Annotated in this window: 20 protein-coding genes and 1 pseudogene; 11 read left to right on the top strand and 10 right to left on the bottom strand. The window is 71.6% G+C overall.

From position 1 onward, the window contains the following. Positions 1 to 37: 37 nt before the first annotated feature. Both F9C11_RS28115 and F9C11_RS28110 read right to left on the bottom strand, forming a co-directional pair. A complete protein-coding gene (locus F9C11_RS28115) occupies positions 38 to 1201 on the bottom strand; it encodes a tyrosine-type recombinase/integrase (protein WP_409180362.1) in 1164 nt (387 codons plus the stop codon). Continuing rightward, positions 1198 to 1893: a TetR/AcrR family transcriptional regulator gene (locus tag F9C11_RS28110; protein ID WP_409180361.1), complete on the bottom strand. Its 696-nt coding sequence runs from the start codon at positions 1891 to 1893 to the stop codon at positions 1198 to 1200. The genes F9C11_RS28115 and F9C11_RS28110 overlap by 4 nt, the downstream gene beginning before the upstream one ends. 79 nt (positions 1894 to 1972) lie before the next feature. Here F9C11_RS28110 and F9C11_RS28105 point away from each other — a divergent pair, with 79 nt between their 5' ends. After that, on the top strand, positions 1973 to 3106 hold the full coding sequence (locus F9C11_RS28105) for an FAD-dependent oxidoreductase (protein WP_409180360.1): 1134 nt from the start codon (positions 1973 to 1975) through the stop codon (positions 3104 to 3106). A gap of 68 nt (positions 3107 to 3174) precedes the next feature. Here the strand turns inward: F9C11_RS28105 and F9C11_RS28100 are convergent, their stop codons facing one another. Both F9C11_RS28100 and F9C11_RS28095 read right to left on the bottom strand, forming a co-directional pair. Then, positions 3175 to 4044: a PhzF family phenazine biosynthesis protein gene (locus F9C11_RS28100; RefSeq protein WP_409180359.1), complete on the bottom strand. Its 870-nt coding sequence runs from the start codon at positions 4042 to 4044 to the stop codon at positions 3175 to 3177. Between the two features lie 3 nt (positions 4045 to 4047). Next, a complete protein-coding gene (locus tag F9C11_RS28095; RefSeq protein WP_409180358.1) occupies positions 4048 to 4341 on the bottom strand; it encodes a DUF1330 domain-containing protein in 294 nt (97 codons plus the stop codon). Positions 4342 to 4443: 102 nt separating this feature from the next. Here F9C11_RS28095 and F9C11_RS28090 point away from each other — a divergent pair, with 102 nt between their 5' ends. After that, the gene (locus F9C11_RS28090; RefSeq protein ID WP_409180357.1) at positions 4444 to 4812 is read left to right on the top strand and encodes a winged helix-turn-helix transcriptional regulator; all 369 of its coding nucleotides are present in this window, start codon (positions 4444 to 4446) and stop codon (positions 4810 to 4812) included. Here F9C11_RS28090 and F9C11_RS28085 read toward each other — a convergent pair. Continuing rightward, positions 4809 to 5552 carry a BTAD domain-containing putative transcriptional regulator gene (locus F9C11_RS28085; protein ID WP_409180356.1) on the bottom strand — a complete coding sequence of 248 codons (744 nt, stop codon included), beginning with the start codon at positions 5550 to 5552 and terminating at the stop codon, positions 4809 to 4811. The genes F9C11_RS28090 and F9C11_RS28085 overlap by 4 nt on opposite strands. A 191-nt stretch (positions 5553 to 5743) precedes the next feature. Here F9C11_RS28085 and F9C11_RS28080 point away from each other — a divergent pair, with 191 nt between their 5' ends. The 4 genes from F9C11_RS28080 to F9C11_RS28065 all read left to right on the top strand — a co-directional run bounded on the left by F9C11_RS28080 (position 5744) and on the right by F9C11_RS28065 (position 10056). Next, a complete protein-coding gene (locus F9C11_RS28080; protein ID WP_409180355.1) occupies positions 5744 to 7066 on the top strand; it encodes a cytochrome P450 in 1323 nt (440 codons plus the stop codon). A 59-nt stretch (positions 7067 to 7125) separates the two neighbouring features. Next, complete coding sequence (locus tag F9C11_RS28075; protein WP_409180354.1) at positions 7126 to 7977, top strand: class I SAM-dependent methyltransferase; 852 nt, start codon at positions 7126 to 7128, stop codon at positions 7975 to 7977. A 378-nt stretch (positions 7978 to 8355) separates the two neighbouring features. Continuing rightward, positions 8356 to 9471: a hypothetical protein gene (locus tag F9C11_RS28070; RefSeq protein WP_409180353.1), complete on the top strand. Its 1116-nt coding sequence runs from the start codon at positions 8356 to 8358 to the stop codon at positions 9469 to 9471. A gap of 96 nt (positions 9472 to 9567) precedes the next feature. Then, entirely contained in the window at positions 9568 to 10056 is a 489-nt protein-coding gene (locus F9C11_RS28065; protein ID WP_409180352.1) for a DinB family protein, read from the top strand. Between the two features lie 156 nt (positions 10057 to 10212). Here the strand turns inward: F9C11_RS28065 and F9C11_RS28060 are convergent, their stop codons facing one another. The 4 genes from F9C11_RS28060 to F9C11_RS28045 form a co-directional block, all read right to left on the bottom strand. Next, positions 10213 to 11094, bottom strand: a complete 882-nt coding sequence (locus tag F9C11_RS28060; RefSeq protein ID WP_409180351.1) for a hypothetical protein — start codon at positions 11092 to 11094, stop codon at positions 10213 to 10215. A gap of 161 nt (positions 11095 to 11255) precedes the next feature. Then, the gene (locus tag F9C11_RS28055; protein ID WP_409180350.1) at positions 11256 to 12143 is read right to left on the bottom strand and encodes an alpha/beta fold hydrolase; all 888 of its coding nucleotides are present in this window, start codon (positions 12141 to 12143) and stop codon (positions 11256 to 11258) included. A 46-nt stretch (positions 12144 to 12189) separates the two neighbouring features. Then, a complete protein-coding gene (locus F9C11_RS28050; protein ID WP_409180349.1) occupies positions 12190 to 12768 on the bottom strand; it encodes a TetR/AcrR family transcriptional regulator in 579 nt (192 codons plus the stop codon). Between the two features lie 32 nt (positions 12769 to 12800). Then, complete coding sequence (locus F9C11_RS28045) at positions 12801 to 13646, bottom strand: NmrA family NAD(P)-binding protein (RefSeq protein ID WP_409186987.1); 846 nt, start codon at positions 13644 to 13646, stop codon at positions 12801 to 12803. On the opposite strand from F9C11_RS28045, the pseudogene F9C11_RS28040 reads away from it, so the two are divergent. The 3 genes and pseudogenes from F9C11_RS28040 to F9C11_RS28030 form a co-directional block, all read left to right on the top strand. Further along, a pseudogene (locus F9C11_RS28040) lies at positions 13614 to 13682 on the top strand (TetR/AcrR family transcriptional regulator); the annotation flags it as partial. The gene F9C11_RS28045 and the pseudogene F9C11_RS28040 sit on opposite strands and share 33 nt — an antisense overlap. Before the next feature lie 51 nt (positions 13683 to 13733). Then, on the top strand, positions 13734 to 14126 hold the full coding sequence (locus F9C11_RS28035) for a hypothetical protein (protein WP_409186986.1): 393 nt from the start codon (positions 13734 to 13736) through the stop codon (positions 14124 to 14126). A 46-nt stretch (positions 14127 to 14172) separates the two neighbouring features. Next, positions 14173 to 14973 carry a pentapeptide repeat-containing protein gene (locus F9C11_RS28030; RefSeq protein WP_409180348.1) on the top strand — a complete coding sequence of 267 codons (801 nt, stop codon included), beginning with the start codon at positions 14173 to 14175 and terminating at the stop codon, positions 14971 to 14973. On the opposite strand, the gene F9C11_RS28025 is transcribed toward F9C11_RS28030, so the two are convergent. Further along, positions 14974 to 15141 (bottom strand): hypothetical protein, encoded by a 168-nt coding sequence (locus F9C11_RS28025; RefSeq protein ID WP_409180347.1) that lies wholly within the window; start codon positions 15139 to 15141, stop codon positions 14974 to 14976. A gap of 444 nt (positions 15142 to 15585) precedes the next feature. Here F9C11_RS28025 and F9C11_RS28020 point away from each other — a divergent pair, with 444 nt between their 5' ends. After that, positions 15586 to 16080: a DUF1360 domain-containing protein gene (locus tag F9C11_RS28020; protein WP_409180346.1), complete on the top strand. Its 495-nt coding sequence runs from the start codon at positions 15586 to 15588 to the stop codon at positions 16078 to 16080. Between the two features lie 507 nt (positions 16081 to 16587). After that, on the top strand, positions 16588 to 17097 hold the full coding sequence (locus F9C11_RS28015) for an EF-hand domain-containing protein (RefSeq protein ID WP_409180345.1): 510 nt from the start codon (positions 16588 to 16590) through the stop codon (positions 17095 to 17097). The last annotated feature ends 35 nt before the right edge of the window (positions 17098 to 17132 follow it).

Here is a 17132-nt window from a genome sequence, read left to right as displayed (position 1 = left end):
CTCGCGCGGGAACCCGGGTACACCCGGATAAGCGCGATCAACCGAGCCAGCCGCGGTGCAGCGCCGGAGCCAGTTCGTGCGCGGCCGAGTCCCGGACGGCGTTCTCGTCGTGGAGATATCCCTCGGTGGTCGACAGCGCGGAGTGCCCGAGGTCGCGCTGCACCTGCCGCGGCGGGACCCCGCGCTCGATCGCGTGCGTCGCGTAGGAGTGGCGCGCCGAATGCGGGTGGATGGTGTCGCACAAGGGCTGCAGGTGCGTCGCGACGAACCGGGCCTCGGCCGTTTCGAGCAGTTCCCGCATCCGCGCGGTCTTGGGCGGCTGGCAGAACGTCGCGCACAACCGGCGCAGCAACGCCGTCACGTGCGAAACATGCACCCGCGCGCCGGTGCTCGTGACGAACAACGGCTCGGCCCGGCTGGCGCCGACCTGTCCGCGCACCGCGGGGACCTGCGGCGTGACCCGGTCGGCCAGGTAAGCGTCGAGCGCGTCCGCCACCGGTGCGGCCAGAGCGACCTCGCGGTCCTTGGCTCCCTTGCCGTGCACGCGAAGCACGCCGAAACCGCCCGCCGTCGGCCGCCGGTAGTCGCCCAGGTCGACGCCGACGAGTTCCTCCGCCCGCACCCCGGTGCCGATCAGGATCTCGACCATCGCCCGGTCGCGCAGGCCGTTGCGGCTGTGTTCGGCCAGCAGCCACGCGGCGAGCAGCAACGCCCGGCACGCGTCGAACGACCACCGCGCGGTCTGCGAGGGGACGCCGGACGGCCGGTTGAGATGCTGGGCGCGGCGGTCCACGAGCGCCGCGGGATTGTGCCCGGCCAAACCTTCCCGCAGCAGGTACTTGCGGTAGAACGCGGACACCGCCGACAGCATCCTGCCGCGCGTCGAATCGCGGTACCCGGCTTGCGCCAGCTCGTCCAGCCACTGTTCGACGTGCTCCACCCGGACGTCGGCGAAGGAGGTGAACCCGTTGCGCAGGCACCAGGGCAGCCACGCGAGCGCGTCCGGATCGGTCCGGCGTGCGCGGCCGCGGCGGCGTCCGGGATCGGGCGGCCGGTAGCCGGGAACCCAGTCGAGCGGGATGCCGAGATCGGTCGCGTAGGCGACGCGGGTGTTGAGCGACGCGTACACGCGCAGGAATTCCCCGAACCGCTCGCGCGCGTCCTTGCCCGCTCCCCCGGCGTCACTGAGCGCGAGGGTCATCCGCGCCCGCCCGGATACAGCGCCGCGACCCCGGCGAGCACCAGATCGATCCCGGCCAGGAACTGCTCGCGGTCGTCGTGCTCGCGCATCTGGCTCGCCATCAGCCGGGTGGTCTCGTACTCCTCCGGATCGAGGTTCTCCCACGTTTCCGCCGCGGCGGCGAGGAATTCGGCGCGCTCCGCGTCCGGCTCGGCGGCCCGGCTGTTCGCCGCGTTCTGCCCGGCCGCGCCCAGCACGTAGTGCATCAGCACCGACGTCGCGGTGAACCAGTGCTCCTCGGGCACGCCCAGCGCGCGGACCCGGCGGCCGAGGCTTTCCAGGATCCGCGGCGTCACCGGACCGCCCGGGCTGCGGGACAACTGGAGCAGCAGCTGCGCGGCGAGCCACGGATGCGCTTCGATCGCGGAGAACAGCCCGAGCGCGACGGCGTGCACTTCTTCCCGCGGCGACCCGGCCGGCTCCGCCGCCAGCGCGTCCGCCACCACCGCGTCGGTCGCGGCGACCAGCAGCTCGCCCTTGTTCGCGACGTGCCAGTAGATCGCGCCGGGGCCGGTCGCGAGCCGCTCGGTGAGCACCCGGAACGTCAGCCCGCTCTCGCCGGCCGCGTCCAGCAGTTCCACCGCCGCCTCGACGATGCGCTCCCGCGAGAGCGCCTCCGTGCGCCGCTGTGCCCGGCGCGTCCCCGTAGCCATGCGCCTATCTTGACATACCTGGAGCGCCGTTCCAATATGGAATGGCGTACCAGAACTTGTCCCGTGAAGGAGCCCTGTCATGAACACCGTCCCGAACTCCTCGGTCACGATCGTCGGCGCCGGCCTCGGAGGTCTCACCCTCGCCCGCGTCCTGCACGTCCACGGGATCCCGGCCGCCGTTTACGAGGCCGAACCGTCCCCGTCCTCGCGCGCGCAGGGCGGCCTGCTCGACATCCACGACTACAACGGTCAGCTCGCCGTCGAAGCCGCCGGGCTGACCGACCGATTCCGCGAGCTGATCCTGGAAGGGAGGCAAGAGATCCGGATGCTGGCGAGGGACGGGACGGTGCTGTTCAAACGACCCGACGACGGCACCGGCGGCCGTCCCGAAGTCCACCGGGGCGAGCTGCGGCAGATGCTGATCGACTCGCTGCCGGAGGGCACTGTCCACTGGGGACACAAGGTCACCGGCGTGCGCGCGCTGGCGCGGGGCTACGAGGTCGCCTTCGCCGACGGGAGCACGGTCGCCACGGATCTGCTGGTCGGCGCGGACGGCGCGTGGTCGAAGGTCCGGCCGCTGCTCACCCCGGCGAAACCGGAGTACACCGGCGCGGCGACCGTCGAGACCTTCCTCCACGACTCCGACCGCCGGTTCCCCGCGACGGCCGAAGCGGTCGGCGGCGGGATGCTGCTGGCCCTCGCGCCGGACCACGGCATCACGGCGCACCGCGAGCGGAACGGAACCCTGCACGCCTACATCGGGCTCGCCCGGCCGCTGGAATGGTTCGACCGCATCGATTTCGCCGATCCCGCCGCCGCGACCGCCCGGATCGTGGCGGAGTACGAGGGCTGGTCGACGGCGTTGACCGCGTTGATCACCGAAAGCGACACCGCGCCGGTCTTCCGGCCGCACTACGGCCTGCCGATCGGGCACGAGTGGGAGCGGGTGCCGGGCGTGACCCTGATCGGCGACGCCGCGCACCTCGCCCCGCCGAACGGGGAAGGCGCGAACCTGGCCATGCTCGACGGCGCCGAACTCGGGCGCGCGCTCGCCGCCCATCCCGACGACGTGGAGGCCGCGCTCGCCGAATACGAACAGGCGATGTTCCCGCGCAGCGCGGAAATCGCCGCCGAGGGCGCGCACCTGCAGCAGCAGATGTTCGGCCCCGACGCGCCGCACGGCCTGCTCGCCGAGTTCGTCGCCGGGACGTAGGAACTCCCCGATCCGCCGGTCCCGGGGTCGGCGCGGCTCTGGCTCGTCAGCCCGGCCGCGAAGCAGCCTCAGCGTCCCTCGCGGAGCACCGCCAGCCCGCCGACCCGGGTCGTGATGCCCTCCGGTCCGCGCCGGGCCGAAGCGAGGACGCTGGCCGGGCGGCCAAGGCTGTCGCCTTGCTCCACCTCGATCGCGATCGCCTGCGCCCCTGCCGCGTCGAGCAGGTGGGCGGCCAGGCAGCCGGTGCTGTTGGCGTTGGCGACGTCCTCGTCGACCCCGATCGCCGGCGCGAACATCCGCGCCGCGCCCGGTCGGTCCCCCGCCGGCGGTACGTGCACGAAACAGCCGAGCAGCTCGTACCGCCGGCACGCCGCGGCCAGCCGATCGAGGTCCGGGCGGATGCGGAGCAGCGTCGACCGGTCGCGAACCGGCACCAGCATGCGGGGTGCGCCGGGCGCGGCGATCCGGGGCACGTCGGCCGGATGGAGATCGTCCGCGGCGAGCCCTAGCGCGACGACGATCGCGGCGTGCTCGTCCGGCCGCGGCTGCCGCAGCGCGACGAGCCCCTGGTCGAACCACACCTCGATGCCGGCGGGGCGGCGGATCGCGACGGTGTCGAACGTGCGCCCGCCGGTGTGCTGGCGGTCGTTCAACTCGCTCAGCCCGGCGCGGGCCAGCCGGACGGCCTGAGCGGCGACGGTGCCGTGGCCGCAGCCGGGCAGTTCGGCCGCGGCGGTGAAGAACCGGACCGGCCAGCCGCCGTCCGGCGTCCGCTCCGGGCCGAGGAACGCCGCGTGCGAGGTGCCGGCCGCAGCGGCGACTGCCCGCCGGTCCGCGTCCGTCGCCGCCAGGTCGTCGTCGGTCACGGCCGTGGGGCTGCCGCCCCCGCCGTCGCGCCGCACGCACGCGTCGACCACCGTGACATTCGGCCAGGACATCGGTCAGCCGATGCCTTCGACGATGCGGAAATCGCGCTCGACGGCGTCGCCGAGGGCGGCCAGCGCCTCCTGGTAGGCCGCGCTCTCGCGCGTCGCGGCGGCCTGCTCGAAGCTGTCGAACTCGATCACGATGGTGCGCTCGGCGATCCCGGCGTCGTGCGCCGCGACCCGGCCGCCGCGGACGAGGACCCGCCCGCCCCCGGCCTTGACGGCCAGGCGCGCCAGCTTGTCGTAAGCAGCCAGCTTCTCCTGATCCGAAATGGTGCGGTAGACGCTGACCCAGTAGCCCTTGGGCATGGAACCTCCCGTGTTCGGCCCGGCTTGCCGGGGGCGTCCGTTTCGGAATCAGAAACGCCGCGTGGATGCTAGTGTTTCGAATAACGAAACGCAAGGAGGGCCATGCCGACACCGCGCCCAGGAAAACCGGTTCGCGGATCGACGACCGGCCGTCCCCTGATGGCCGCGATGGACCTGTTCGGCCGCCGGTGGGCGCTGCGGATCCTCTGGGAACTGCGCGGGGGTCCGCTCGGCGCCCGGGCGCTGCTGGCCCGGTGCGACGGGCTGTCGTCCAGCGTCCTCTACCAGCGGCTCCGCGAACTCTCCTCGAGCGGGATCATCGTCCCCTCCGCCGACGGCTACGAGCTGACCCGGCTGGGGACCGCGCTCCGCGACGCGCTCCGTCCGTTCGACGAATGGGCGAGCACCTGGGCGCGAGAGCAAGAACGCGCCGACCAGGAGCCCGCGCCCGGCCGACCGCTTCCGGACTAGGGACACGCGCCGGACAGGATCCGGCCGTGCAGCTCCGCCAGCCGCGCTCCCGGATCGACGCCCAGCTCGTTGCGGAGCCGGCGGCTCAGCCCGGCGTACCGGCGAAGCGCGTCCGCCTGGCGGCCGTGCCGGCACAGCACCGTCATCAGCTGCGCCGCGATTCGTTCGTCCAGCGGATGCTCGGCGGCGTAATGGTTCAGCGGGCCGAGCAGTTCGGAGGAGTTTCCTTCCCGCAGGCGGAGGTCGAACAGGTCCAGCTCCGCGCCGAGCCGTTCCGCGGCGAAGCGGGCGCGCAGCTCCACCAACCACGCGGCGTCCACGTCGACGAACGGAACACCGCGGCACAACGCCAACGCCTTCTCGTAGGCCTGTTTCGCCCGCCGCCGGTCGGTGCCCGACTGCCGCGCCCGCGACACCAGGCCGCGGAACCGGCACAGGTCGATGTCGTTCTCGTCGACGACGAGCACGTATCCGCGGTGCCCGCGCGTCAGCACGAGCCGATCACTGCTCTGGACCACCCCGCGAAGCCGGGAAACGTAGCTGTAGAGCGCGTTGTGCACGCGCGCCGGCGGAGAGCCGTTCCAGACCCGGCTGATCAGCTCGCCGGTCGAGATCTGCACGTTCGGCTGGATGAGAAGCGCGGCCAGAAGCCGGCGCTGCCGCGGCGGGCCCAAGGCGAGAATCCGCCCGCCGACCCGTATTTCGACCTCTCCGAGAACCCTGACCTCGGTGCCGCACACGGAACCTCCCTGGGTCCCTTCCGGGATACCAGTCCCGCCGCCGCCGTTTCAAGGTCGCCGCAAGGTTTCGACAAGGCGGCCCGGCCACGATGGGCCACAGCCCGGGCAGCGCCGCTCCCCCTCCGGGAACGCGCCCCGCCCGCTTTCGCCCCCGGCGCGGGTTTCCCTTTGCCGCGAACAGGAATCGGGAGGTGAGAGCTCATGCTGTACGTCCACTGACCGGCAAGCCGCAGCGCGGGCGCGTCGTGACCGGTCCGGCCGCGACGCGCCCGCTCCGACCCGACCGCGGCGTGCTCGCCGGGGAACCGGAGGACGTTTTGGCCCCGCACGACGACCCGTACTACGAACCCCTCGACCCGCGCGTGCTCGCCGATCCGCACCCGTACTACCGCAGGCTGCGCGAGGCGCATCCGGTGTACTGGCACGGAATGCTGGGCTCGTGGGTCGTCACCGAGCACGCCGCCGGGCGCCGGGTGCTCGCCGATCCCGCCCGCTACGCCTCGGATTTCCGCCGGGCCGGGATCGAGGTCCCCGCCGCGTCGGTCAGCCTGCAGCGGCTCGACCCGCCGGAGCACACCGGGATCCGCCGGCTGCTGATCGCCGCGCTGCACGAGCTGCCCCAGCGCGCGCTGGCCGACCGCCTGCGCGAGACCATGACCTCGCGGCTGCTCGGCCTGGCGGATTCCTGCCCGGCCGACCTCGTCCGGGGCTTCGCCCGCCCGGTCGCGCTCGACACGATCAGCCGGTATCTCGGCGTGCAACCGCCGGGCGGCGAGGAGTTCGAGCGTTACTCCAACGCCATCGTGCGCAGCATGGACGCCGGTCTCGACCCGTCACGCGCGGAAGCCGGGAACGAGGCCAGGGCCAAGCTGAGCGACCTCGTCGCCGGCTGGCTGGCCGCGGAGAACCAGACCGGCTTCGTCGCCGCCGCCCGCCGCGCCCGGCACGTCCGGCCCGGCATTTCCGCGGACCTGCTGGCCAATTCGCTCCGGGCGGTCCTGCACGCGGGCTACGAATCCTCCAGCCGCCTGCTCGGCGCGGTCCTGCTGCGCCTGGCGCGCCGCCCCGGGCTGCTGGACCTGCTGTCCGGATCGGACGGCGCGGACGACCTCGCCGACGAACTGGTCCGCCTCGACGGTTCCGTCCAGGCCGACGGCCGGATCTGCGTCGCCGACGGAGAACTGGGCGGCCAGCGCGTCCGGCGCGGCGACGTGGTGATCGTGCTGCTGGCCGCCGCCAACCGCGATCCCGCGGTGTTCCCCAGCCCGGACGAAGTGAATCCGCGGCCCCGGCGCGGCCTGCACCTCGGATTCGGCCGCGGCGCGCACTCCTGCCTCGGCGCCGCGCTGGTCACCCTCCAGCTGCGCACGCTCTTCTCCTGCTTGCGGGACAACGGAATCACGTTGACGCTGGCCGACTGCCCGGTCTGGGAGGACACCGCGACCCTGCGCGGGCTGACCACGCTGCCGGTCCACGTGTCGGTCCGGCGGAAAACCGCGCTGCGCTGGCGGTGATTCTCGGAACGGTTGCCCGCGGCCGGGTAGGCTGGAGCACCGATTCCCGGGGGGACACCGTGACCGACACACCGACCTTCGACTTGTCCAACGCCGATCAGTTCCGCTCCTGGGACGGCGGCAGCGGAGCGTTCTGGACCGAGCGTGCCGAACGCTTCGACCAGGGCATGGCCGGCTACCACGGCGAATTGGTGAAAGCAGCCGATATCCAGCGGGATTCGGCGGTGCTGGACATCGGCTGCGGCAGCGGTCAGCTCACCCGCGACGCGGCCCGCATCGCGGCTGACGGTTCCGCACTGGGCGTCGACCTGTCCTCGGCGCAGCTCGACCTGGCGCGCGCACTGGCCGAGAAGGAAGGTCTGGCCAACGCGACGTTCGTGCAAGCGGACGCCCAGGTCCACGATTTCGGCGAGTCGTGCTTCGACGTCGCCGTCAGCCGGCACGGCACGATGTTCTTCGGAGACCGGCAGTCGGCCTTCGCCAACATCGCGCGCGCGATCCGCCCAGGCCGCCGTTTCGTGCAGCTGACGTGGCAGGCGCTCGACCGCAACGAGGGCATCAGCACGTTCCGCACCATCGCGGCCGGCGGCCGGGAACTGCCGCCGCCCCCTGCCGAAGCGCCAACGCCGTTCTCGCTCAGCGATCCGGACCGGGTGCGCCAGCTGCTGCACGAAGCGGGCTTCGTCGACGTCGAGCTGACCGGCCTGACCCTTCCGATGTACTACGGCCGCGATGTCGACGACGCGTTCGACTTCATCGCCAGCCACTTCGCCTCGGCCTTCGCGCAACTCGACGACGAGTCCCGCGCCCGCGCCCTCGACGCGCTCAAGGCCGACATCGCCGAGCACCTCACCGACGAAGGCGTGCGGTACGGCGCGGCGCACTGGCTCATCCGCGCCACTCGCCCGTAGGCCCGGAATCCCCGGATCTCTGATCGCCGAGTTCGCCGCGACAGCGAACCGGACTCCGGCGGGGCAAAAGGTCACCCTCGGCTCATCCCACTGCGACTGCGCGGGCGGGCACACCCGTGCTCAACCACTCGGGCGGCACGGAACTTCGACCTCCGCGCGCTCCTGCTGGCACAGCTGACCGGTCGTCCCGGCCTCCGATCACCCCGCCTGGTCCGGCCAGCCGAAGCCTCTCCTAGATTTATATCAATAATCTCAGTTATCCATACACTCCTTGACCCTGACTGGCCTCTCGATGATTTGGTTTGGAATCTGATACCTGCTGTTTGAGTATTGAAACTCAAACTGTAGAGTGGACCCCACCTGCGGAAAGGGGCACTGATGGAGACGGCGGGACCGCCGATCCGGCGCGGAAGCCGGGACGAACGCCGGGAGGCGACCGTGCGCGCGCTCGCCGCCGGAGGCGAGGCCGGATGCGCGTACTGCGGTCAGCCGCTGCCGCCCATCCCCCGGCAGGGCGGGCGGCCGACGCCGTACTGCCCGGCCGATCCGGAGCGGTACGGCCGGTGGGGCGCGAAGGTCATCACGTGCGCGATGCTCGACGAGCAGCGCGAGATCTGGGTGACCGTCTACGGCCCCGACCAGCCGATGACCCGGCTCGACACCGGGGCGCTCGACGAGCGGCTCGGCTCGGCGCTGTCGGCGTTGGACCCGCTGCGCGAGGAGCTGTCCGCGCTGCGCACGCACGTCACCGACGAGACGGCGGCCGCGCTCAAAGCCCGCGAAGAAGCCGAGGCCGCCCGTGACGAGGCGGTGGAGCAGGCTCGGGTGGCGAACGCGGAGCGCGCGCAAGCGGTGGTTGCTGCGGAAGAGGCGCGCGAGGCGGAGGCCGCGGCCAGGAAACAGTCCGAAGTGGACCGCGCCGAGCGGGACGCGGCGCTCGAAAAGGCCGAGGCGGCAAGGAAAGCGCAGGAAACCGCACTGGCCGTCCGCGATGAAGCCGAGAACAACCGGCAGCGTGCGCTGGAGCAGGCAGCGGCCGCCCACGACCGGGTCACGGCGTTGCAGCGGGAGATTTCCGCGTTGCGGGCGACCGCGGTCGAGGAGCTGGAAGAGGTCCGTCGCAACGCGGCGGAAGCGCAGCAGCAACTCCGGGCAGCGCTGACCGCCGAGCACGAAAGCCGGATGCGGGAGCAAGAGCAGCGGCTGCGAGACCAGGCGGCGGAGGCGGACGAACGGGTGCGCGGTGTGCAACTCGCGGCCGATCAGCGGGTGGCCGAGTCGGCAGCCCAGCTGAGCCAGGCGACCAAGGCGTACGCCGAAACTCTGGCTCCGCTGCACGCTGAACTGGGAGAACTGCGTGCTCGCGTCAGTGCGCAACAGGCGGAACTGGACGAGGTGCACCGGCTCCGGGAGGCCGAGAAAGCAGAGCAGGCCGGCAACGCGTCCGACGAGGTCGTGGTTGAATACCCGGAGTCGCCGGATCTACCCGGCTGACGGTCATCGCCCGCGGTGCCTTCCCGGCCCGCCTTGGCGCACTTCCCCGCTGTGAGCACCGGCCCCGTCAGCCCTGCCCGAAAACGGAGCGAAACCATGCCCACCGAACGCCTCACCAACGGCACCGAACGCGAACTGCTCGAGAACACGCTCGACCGCAACCGCGAAGCCCTGGTCGAGACCCTCCGCGGCCTGTCCGAGGCCGATGCCCGGCGGAAGCTCGTCGCGTCGCTGTCGACGCCGATTTCCGTCGTCAAGCACGCCGCCGCGGCGGAGCGGATCTGGTTTCAGCGGTTCTGGGCGGGGCTCGACGAGTCCGAATGCGACGGATACTCCAAGCGCGACGTCGGCACCTTCGCGGTCGCCGACGACGAGACGGTGGCCGGCGTGATCGCCGAGTACGAGCGCGCCAGTCAGCGCTCGCGGGAGATCGCGGCGCGCTTCGCACTCGACGACACCAAGGAATTCCCGGGCGAGGGAACCGTCAGCATGCGCTGGACGCTGCTCGCGATGATCCAGGAATTCGCCCGGCACGCCGGACACGGCGACATCCTGCGCGAGCAGATCGACCAGCCGCTCCCCTGACCTCGGCGGAGCCGACCGGCCAGGTGAACCGCGAGGATGTCCCGCGACAAGCTCCTGCTGCGGCTCGGCCAGCTTCGACTCAACGGAAACTGCCTCGCTCCGGGCAATCCCGAGGCGAGGCAGTTTCCGTTGAGTCGAACCAGCTTGGTCGAGAGGTCAGGCCCGAGGGAGCACTGAACGGACCTCGATCTCGCCGTCGTAGCTCAGCCAGGCCAGCCAGGCCGCCGGTGTCATCGCCTTGGCCTGGGCGATGGTCGCCGCGGGCCAGCCCTTGTCGGCGAGCCGTTCGAGCCGCTTCTGCCAGTCCTGCCGCACCTCAGCGGTCAGCTTCGTCGCGGCGAGCCGCTCGGCCGTGCGGCGGAGTTCGCGCAGCCCGTCGTCCGGGCGCGGCGCCGAGGTGCGAGCCACTGGTGCGGGGCGGCCGCGTCGTCGTGCGAGGTCGCAGCGCAAGGCCACGGCGATCAGCAGCAGCACGACCACCCCCGCCATCGGGATCCACCAGCGCAGGTCGGCGCCGGTGAAGCCTCGGCGGTCGGAGGCGCCGACCACGAGGCGGTAGACGAGAATTCCTGCTGCGATCAGCGCGATGAGCACCGCTCCCAGTCCTCCGACGGCCCCGCTGCGCGCATCGGGCACCGGCACGAGCGCCACGACGAGCAGGAGCAGCCCCGCCGCCAAGCCCGCGACCAGCGCGATCGCGGCACTTTCCCGCGGTTCGCTGAACGCGTTCTTGCGATCGGCGGGACCGAACTCGACGACCAGCACCAGGGCGGCGAGAAGGCCCGCGACGACCAGCGTCGACCAGATGGCGCGCCAGGCGCGAGCAGGCCCAGCGGCGCGGTTCCCCTGGACGACGGCCCGCGCCGCGGGCCTCGATGGCGCACGCGTGGCGACCAGCTGCCGACGGTGCCGGTGCAGGTCGCGCAGCGCGGCGAACAGGTCGGATGCTCCCGCGCCGCGCTGGAGCGCCTGCACGGCCTCGCGTCCGATGGCGCGCACCTCGGCGTCTTCGCCGACGAGACGAACGACAGGCTTCATGAAGCGCGCACCGTGGACCCGATCCAGCTCACGGCCATCGCGAGTTCTCCTTCATCGGCCGCCCCCGGGCGGTTTCTCGTCCTCGGCCCGAACGCCCTGAGCAATCCCTTGTTCCGAGTCGTCATCAGGATTCTCCTTCCCCGTGGGCCTAGGACAGGAAATCATGCGGGCTGCTGGTGCTTGGCGAGGAACGGCAGGAGCGCGTCGGCCATCTCGTCGGGCACTTCCTCGGCGAGGTCGTGCCCGGCGTCGAAAACGAGGCCGGTGACGTCGCCGGCGACGATCCGCGCCTGGGATTCGGCGCGCTCGCCGATGAACGCCGACCCGCCGAGCGCCAGGACGGGCAGGTCCAGTTTCCGTTGCGCCGCTTGCCGGTTCTGCTCCGCGTCGACGAGCATCGCCCGGTAGATCGCGAGCATCGCGCGGATGCCGCCGGGCATCGAGTAGCAGCGCACGTACTCCTCGATCGCTTCCGGGGTCGCGCTGTCCGGGCGGCTGCGCTCGAACTTGATCAGGTAGGTGATCAGCTCGCGCTCATGGCCGGCGATGAGCATTTCGGGGACGTCCGGCTGAAAGTAGAAGCCGAGATGCCACAGGTGCATGCCGCTGGCGACGTTCTCGGCGGTGAGCGCGGTGTGGTCCTCGAAGCCGAACCCGGGGAACAGCGCCTCGGCGAACACCAAGGACGTGACGCGGTCGCGGCGGCGGGCGGCGAGCTGGTAGCCGATCACCGCTCCCCAGTCCTCGCCGACGACGGCGTAGGTCTCGTGGCCGAGAGCGGTCATCAGCTCGGCGACGTCCTCGCTCATCGTCACGGAGTCGTATCCGTCCGCGGGGCGGGCGGAATCGCCGAGACCGCGCAGGTCCGGGACGACGACCGTGTAGTGCGGCGTGAGCTTCGGGAGGAGGTAGCGCCAGTGGTAGCCGGTCTTGGGCACGCCGTGCAGCAGCACCACCGCGGGGCCGGAGCCGGCGGTCCGGTAGTGCAGGCTCGTCCCGTTGACCGCGGCGCGGCCGGTGCGGACGGGATTTCCGTCGTGGTCGAACATCTTCCTTCTTTCTTGATCGAGCGATCCATATTGCGGGCAGCACACATCAGCCGAGGGCGGCCAGGGCCACCTCCACGAGGGGTTCGAGGGCGCGGACGTCCGGGGTGATCTTCGCGGAGACCAGCAGTCCGTTGAGGAACGTGACCAGGAAAGCGGCCAGCGTGTGCGGATCGTGCCGCGCCGCGATCTCGCCGCGTTCCGCCGCGACGCGCAGCACCTCGGCGATCGCTTCCTGGCTGGCGTCCTGCATGTCCCGCACGGTGCGCCGGGTCGCCGGGTCCCCGGGCAGGCGCTCGCAGACCGCGTTGACGGCCAGGCACCCTCGGCCGTCTTCGGCCGCGGCGATCCGGATCCGCTCGACCAGGAGCGTCCGGATCGCCGAACGAGCGTCGGCGCCGTTTTTCAGGCTCTCCAGGGCGTTCGCCGCCAGGGTCGCGCGGTAGTGCTCGAGCGCGGCCCGGTACAGGCCGTCCTTGTCTCCGAACGCGCCATACAGCGAGCCCTGCCCGATCCCGAGGTGCTGGGTCAGGTCCCGCACCGAGGTCGCCTCGTAGCCGCGCGACCAGAACAACTCCATCGCGCGACTCACCGCGGCCTCGGTGTCGAACTCTCGGGTGCGGACCATGACCGCAGGCTACCGCATTCTGGATCAGTCGTTCAAGAAAGGTGGCCGAGCCAGGTCTCGAAGTCCAGCAGGCCGGGGTGCTCCTCGCGCAGCGCGGGGAGGTCCGCGTGCCAGCCGACGTCGTTGGCGAAGTCGTAGCCCGCCGCGGCGTCCGGATCGCGGCCGGTCAGCGCCTCGCGCGGGATCGGCCGGTACGTCACCGGCCGGCCCAGCGCCCGGGTCATCGCCTGGGCGATCTGCGGCATGGTCAGCTCGTCTCCGGCCAGTTCGATCGTGCGCCCGGCGTACTCGACGGGGCGGGTGAACGCCAGGGCGGCGAACGCGCCGATGTCGGCGGCCGCGATCAGCTGAACCGGCGTTTCCGGCCGGAAAACGTCGGTCAGGACGCCGTCGCGCACGCCCAGCAGCGGGTGGATCTGGTTCTCCATGAACCGCACCGGCCGCAGCGCGGTCACCGGGAGGCCGCGGTCGCGGGCGTAACGCTCCAAAGTGGACTTGGTCCGCCAGCGCGCGATGCCGTGCGGGGCGTCCGCCGAGGCGACGGAGGCGTATACGAAGGTCTGCACCTCGGCCGCCGCCGCGGCGTCCGCGACGTTGCGGCCGTAGCGGAGTTCGTCGTCGAGGGTGAAATCGGGAGGCGTGCCGGGATAGCCGAGGGTCGGCTGGACGCTGAAAACGCCGTCGACCCCTCTGGCGGCCGTCTCGAGCGAAGCGCGGTCCCCCAGGTCGCCGCGGACGAGTTCGGCGCCGGCAGCGGCGAGTGCGCGCGCGGCAGGAGCGCCCGGGTCGCGGACGAGGGCGCGGACTCGCTGTTCGGCGGCCAGCAGCGCAACTACGACCGTCTGGTGGCGGCCGCGCGAGAGGTCTTCGCCGAGCAGGGGGCCGACGCGCCGCTGGACGACATCGCGCACCGCGCGGGCGTCGGAAACGCCACACTCTACCGCCACTTCCCCACCCGGCAGGCGTTGCTGGAGACGGTCTTCCGCGACCACGTCGACGCGCTGTGCGGCCGGGCGCGCGAGTTGAGGTCCGCGTCGTCCCCCGGCGCGGCGTTGAAGGAATGGCTGGGCGAGGTCATCTCCTACGGGAGCGCGGAGCGCGGGCTCGCGGCGTCGCTGCTGGCCGCGCTCGGCGAGGAAAACTCCTCGTGCCGGGCGGCGGTTTTCGAGGCAGCGGACGGGCTTCTGACCCGGGCGCAGGACGCCGGCGAAGTCCGGCCGGGCGTCTCGGCCGGGCAGGTGTTCAAGCTGGTCAACGCCGTCGCGCTGGTCACCGAGACGGAACCGGACGCCCCCGGCCAGGCGGCTGGCCTGCTCGAACTGGTCTTCCACGGGCTTGCCGCGCCTGGCGGCCGGTGAGCGGCGACTACCCTTGACGGGTTCGCCCGCCTTCGCTGGAGAGATCTTGCCCGACCGCCGTGCCCTGACCGCCGACTGCGCGAGCTGCTTCGCGCTCTGCTGCGTCGCGCTCACCTTCACCAAATCCGCCGACTTCGCCATCGACAAGCGGGCCGGCGACCCGTGCCCGAACCTGCTGGCCGACTTCCGCTGCGGCATCCACGATCGGTTGCGCCCCAAGGGTTTCTCGGGCTGCACCAGCTACGACTGCTTCGGCGCCGGGCAGCAGGTGTCGCAGGTGACCTTCGGCGGCCGGAGCTGGCGCGACGCGCCGGAGACCCGCGAGCGGATGTTCGCCGCGCTTCCGGTGATGCGGCACCTGCACGAACTGCTCTGGTACCTCACCGAGGCGCGCTCGCTGGCCGTGACCCGCGAGATCCACCCGGAGCTGGACGCGGAGATCGCCGGGCTCGAACAGGCGGCTTCCGGCGACGCGGACGCGGTGCTGGCCGTCGACGTCGACGCCCGCCGCGCCCGGGTCAACCCGCTTCTGGTGCGCACCAGCGAGCTGGTCCGCGCCGGAGCCGGACGCAAGAAGGACCGCCGCGGCGCCGACCTGATCGGGGCGAAGCTCGCCGGAGCGGACCTCCGCGGCACGAACTTCCGGAGCGCCTATCTGATCGCGGCCGACCTCCGGGGCGCGGACCTGCGTCGCGCAGACCTGATCGGGGCGGATCTGCGCGACGCCGACGTCCGCGGCGCCGACTTCACCGGCAGCATTTTCCTCACCCAGTCCCAAGCGAACGCGGCCCGCGGCGACGCGGCGACCAAGCTGCCGCCGCGACTGGCCCGCCCCGAGCACTGGTAGTCAGCGCGGCCGGGTGGAGCCGACGACGACCCCTCCGAACCGGGCGATCCAGCTGCCGCACACGCAACGCACGTACTCGGCCCGGCTGCCCGCCGACGCGGGAACGACGGCGGAAGCGGGCAGTTCGGCCAGGGGCCAGCCACAGCGGGGGCAACGGTTTTCGTCCATGTCCGCCATCGTGCGGTAATGGTTCAGTACAGTTCAACCCTTACGGATTCCCGCACAGCGGAGCGCTGCCCTGGAGTCGCACCGGGGGTGTCGAGCACGTTGGCGGGGTTGATGAGGCTCCGCTGGTTGCCGAACCGAGCGCGGGGTGGTGCGGAGATTGACCGATGAGGACGGAGGTCAAGGGCGCCCCTTGCGGAGGCGGTCCGGCTGTCGGGTGCTGGCAGCACCGCACGAGGTCGCGGTGGCGGCTTTCCGAGTCGTCGTCAGAGTGGGACCGCTCAAACACTGCGCCCGATCATCGTCGAGGAGTGTTTCCGGCGGGCGCTTCCGGGTACGCAGTCCGCGACCGAGTCCAGAGCGGCTGCGCAGGGACGAACCCGGCGCAACGCGGACCGTGCCTTCTCCCGGGCACGGCCGCCCCGTCCGAGTTGAGGAGGAAGGCCGTTGTCATCGGAAATCCGCCGCCGCTATGCCGGCGAGGCCGAACGGCCGCTGGGCGGCTATCTGGCCGTATTGGCCGCGTACGGCGGGGCCGCCGGAGGGCTTGCCGTGCTGGGCCGGGCCACCGGCGCGCGCTTGCCCGAACGGTGGGGACTCGGCGACACGATCTTGCTGACCACCGCGACGTTCAAGGCGAGCCGGCTGCTCAGCAAGGACGCCGTCACCAGCCCGTTGCGGGCACCGTTCACGCGCTACGAGGAGCCGGCGGGCGAAGGCGAGCTGAACGAATCGGTGCGCGGGCACGGGCCGCGGCATTCGGTGGGCGAGCTTCTCACCTGTCCGTTCTGCCTCGCGGTCTGGGTCGCGACCGGGCTGGGCGCCGGCCTCGTCTTCGCGCCCCGGGCGACCCGTTTCGCAGCGACCGTGCTGACCGCGGTGGCCGGTTCCGACACCCTCCAACTGCTCTACGACGCCGGGAAGAAGCTGGCGAGCAAGTAGCGGCGCGCGCTCCGGGAGCGGGTCCGCGCATTGGCCTGCCGACAGTTGCGGCGGTCCGCGCCCTGAACCGCGGGAACAGAGGCGCGATCCACCGCTCAGCGAAGAGCACGGTTCCGGCACCAGCGTTCTTCCGGCCAGCGACGCACGGGCGTGAGCACGGCGGGGAAACCGTGCCGCAATTCCAGCGACGCGGACTTTTTTGTCCCGTTCCCGCGCCGCGGAATATTCTCTGCCGCCACGCCGAAACCGGTCACCGCCCCGGTTCGACCCGATCAAGCGAGAACGCGGAAAACCCGCTGCGGCAAGGACGCGGTCGGCAACCGGACCACCGGGCGACCCGAGAAGCGGAACCGGAAAGGAAAAGGCTCACGCCACGTTCCACCCCGCCTACACTATCAGGTAAACGCCCGGTTCTCGCGACTGAATCCCGTTGTGTTCCCGTGCGGGCACTCGCATTCTGTTGTTCGGAAATCCATCGACCGCCCACTACCCTAGGGGACTCATCAGATGGCTAGCGCACCCACGGATTCCGTCGACACGGTGATCGCGGCGGAGTTCGACACACTGGACCTCAACCACGACGGCCGCCTCGACTGGTCGGATTACGAACTCCTCATCGACCGCTACCGGAAGACGGCGGGGGTGAACGAAGACGACCGGCGGATCAGGGAACTGCGGGCGTTTTACCAAATGCACTGGATGGAACTGCTGCGGCACGCCGGAGCCTCCGGGGACCGCCTGTCGAAGAGCGAGTTCGTCGAGGCCACCCGGCGCGCCACGGGCGACGCGAGCCGGATGGACAGCGCCAAGGTCGGCGGGCACGTGATCTTCGACCTCGTCGACGCCGACGGGGACGGCAGCATCAGCAAGGAGGAACTCGGCCGCTACCTCCGCGGCGTATGGCAGATCGACGAGTCCGACCCGCGCTACGACTTCGACGCGATGGATGCCAACAAGGACGGCGTGATCTCGCGCGAGGAGTTCGTCAACGGGATCCAGGAACTCCTTCAGGGCTAAGCGCCGCGGGAGCACGGAAACGGCGAGTGCCGCCC

The sequence above is a fragment of the Amycolatopsis sp. VS8301801F10 genome, assembly GCF_046195355.1.
Classification (GTDB): domain Bacteria; phylum Actinomycetota; class Actinomycetes; order Mycobacteriales; family Pseudonocardiaceae; genus Amycolatopsis.
The sequence above is the reverse complement of the archived record's forward strand: the minus strand, read 5'-3'. Positions and strand labels throughout refer to the sequence as shown.

Excerpts from the sequence above, each read along its gene's own strand:
- F9C11_RS28115 (WP_409180362.1), bottom strand. The coding sequence starts at position 1,201 with ATGACCCTCGCGCTCAGTGACGCCGGGGGAGCGGGCAAGGACGCGCGC.
- F9C11_RS28110 (WP_409180361.1), bottom strand. The coding sequence starts at position 1,893 with ATGGCTACGGGGACGCGCCGGGCACAGCGGCGCACGGAGGCGCTCTCG.
- F9C11_RS28105 (WP_409180360.1), top strand. The coding sequence starts at position 1,973 with ATGAACACCGTCCCGAACTCCTCGGTCACGATCGTCGGCGCCGGCCTC.
- F9C11_RS28100 (WP_409180359.1), bottom strand. The coding sequence starts at position 4,044 with ATGTCCTGGCCGAATGTCACGGTGGTCGACGCGTGCGTGCGGCGCGAC.
- F9C11_RS28095 (WP_409180358.1), bottom strand. The coding sequence starts at position 4,341 with ATGCCCAAGGGCTACTGGGTCAGCGTCTACCGCACCATTTCGGATCAG.
- F9C11_RS28090 (WP_409180357.1), top strand. The coding sequence starts at position 4,444 with ATGCCGACACCGCGCCCAGGAAAACCGGTTCGCGGATCGACGACCGGC.
- F9C11_RS28070 (WP_409180353.1), top strand. The coding sequence starts at position 8,356 with ATGGAGACGGCGGGACCGCCGATCCGGCGCGGAAGCCGGGACGAACGC.
- F9C11_RS28065 (WP_409180352.1), top strand. The coding sequence starts at position 9,568 with ATGCCCACCGAACGCCTCACCAACGGCACCGAACGCGAACTGCTCGAG.
- F9C11_RS28060 (WP_409180351.1), bottom strand. The coding sequence starts at position 11,094 with ATGAAGCCTGTCGTTCGTCTCGTCGGCGAAGACGCCGAGGTGCGCGCC.
- F9C11_RS28055 (WP_409180350.1), bottom strand. The coding sequence starts at position 12,143 with ATGTTCGACCACGACGGAAATCCCGTCCGCACCGGCCGCGCCGCGGTC.
- F9C11_RS28050 (WP_409180349.1), bottom strand. The coding sequence starts at position 12,768 with ATGGTCCGCACCCGAGAGTTCGACACCGAGGCCGCGGTGAGTCGCGCG.
- F9C11_RS28025 (WP_409180347.1), bottom strand. The coding sequence starts at position 15,141 with ATGGACGAAAACCGTTGCCCCCGCTGTGGCTGGCCCCTGGCCGAACTG.
- F9C11_RS28015 (WP_409180345.1), top strand. The coding sequence starts at position 16,588 with ATGGCTAGCGCACCCACGGATTCCGTCGACACGGTGATCGCGGCGGAG.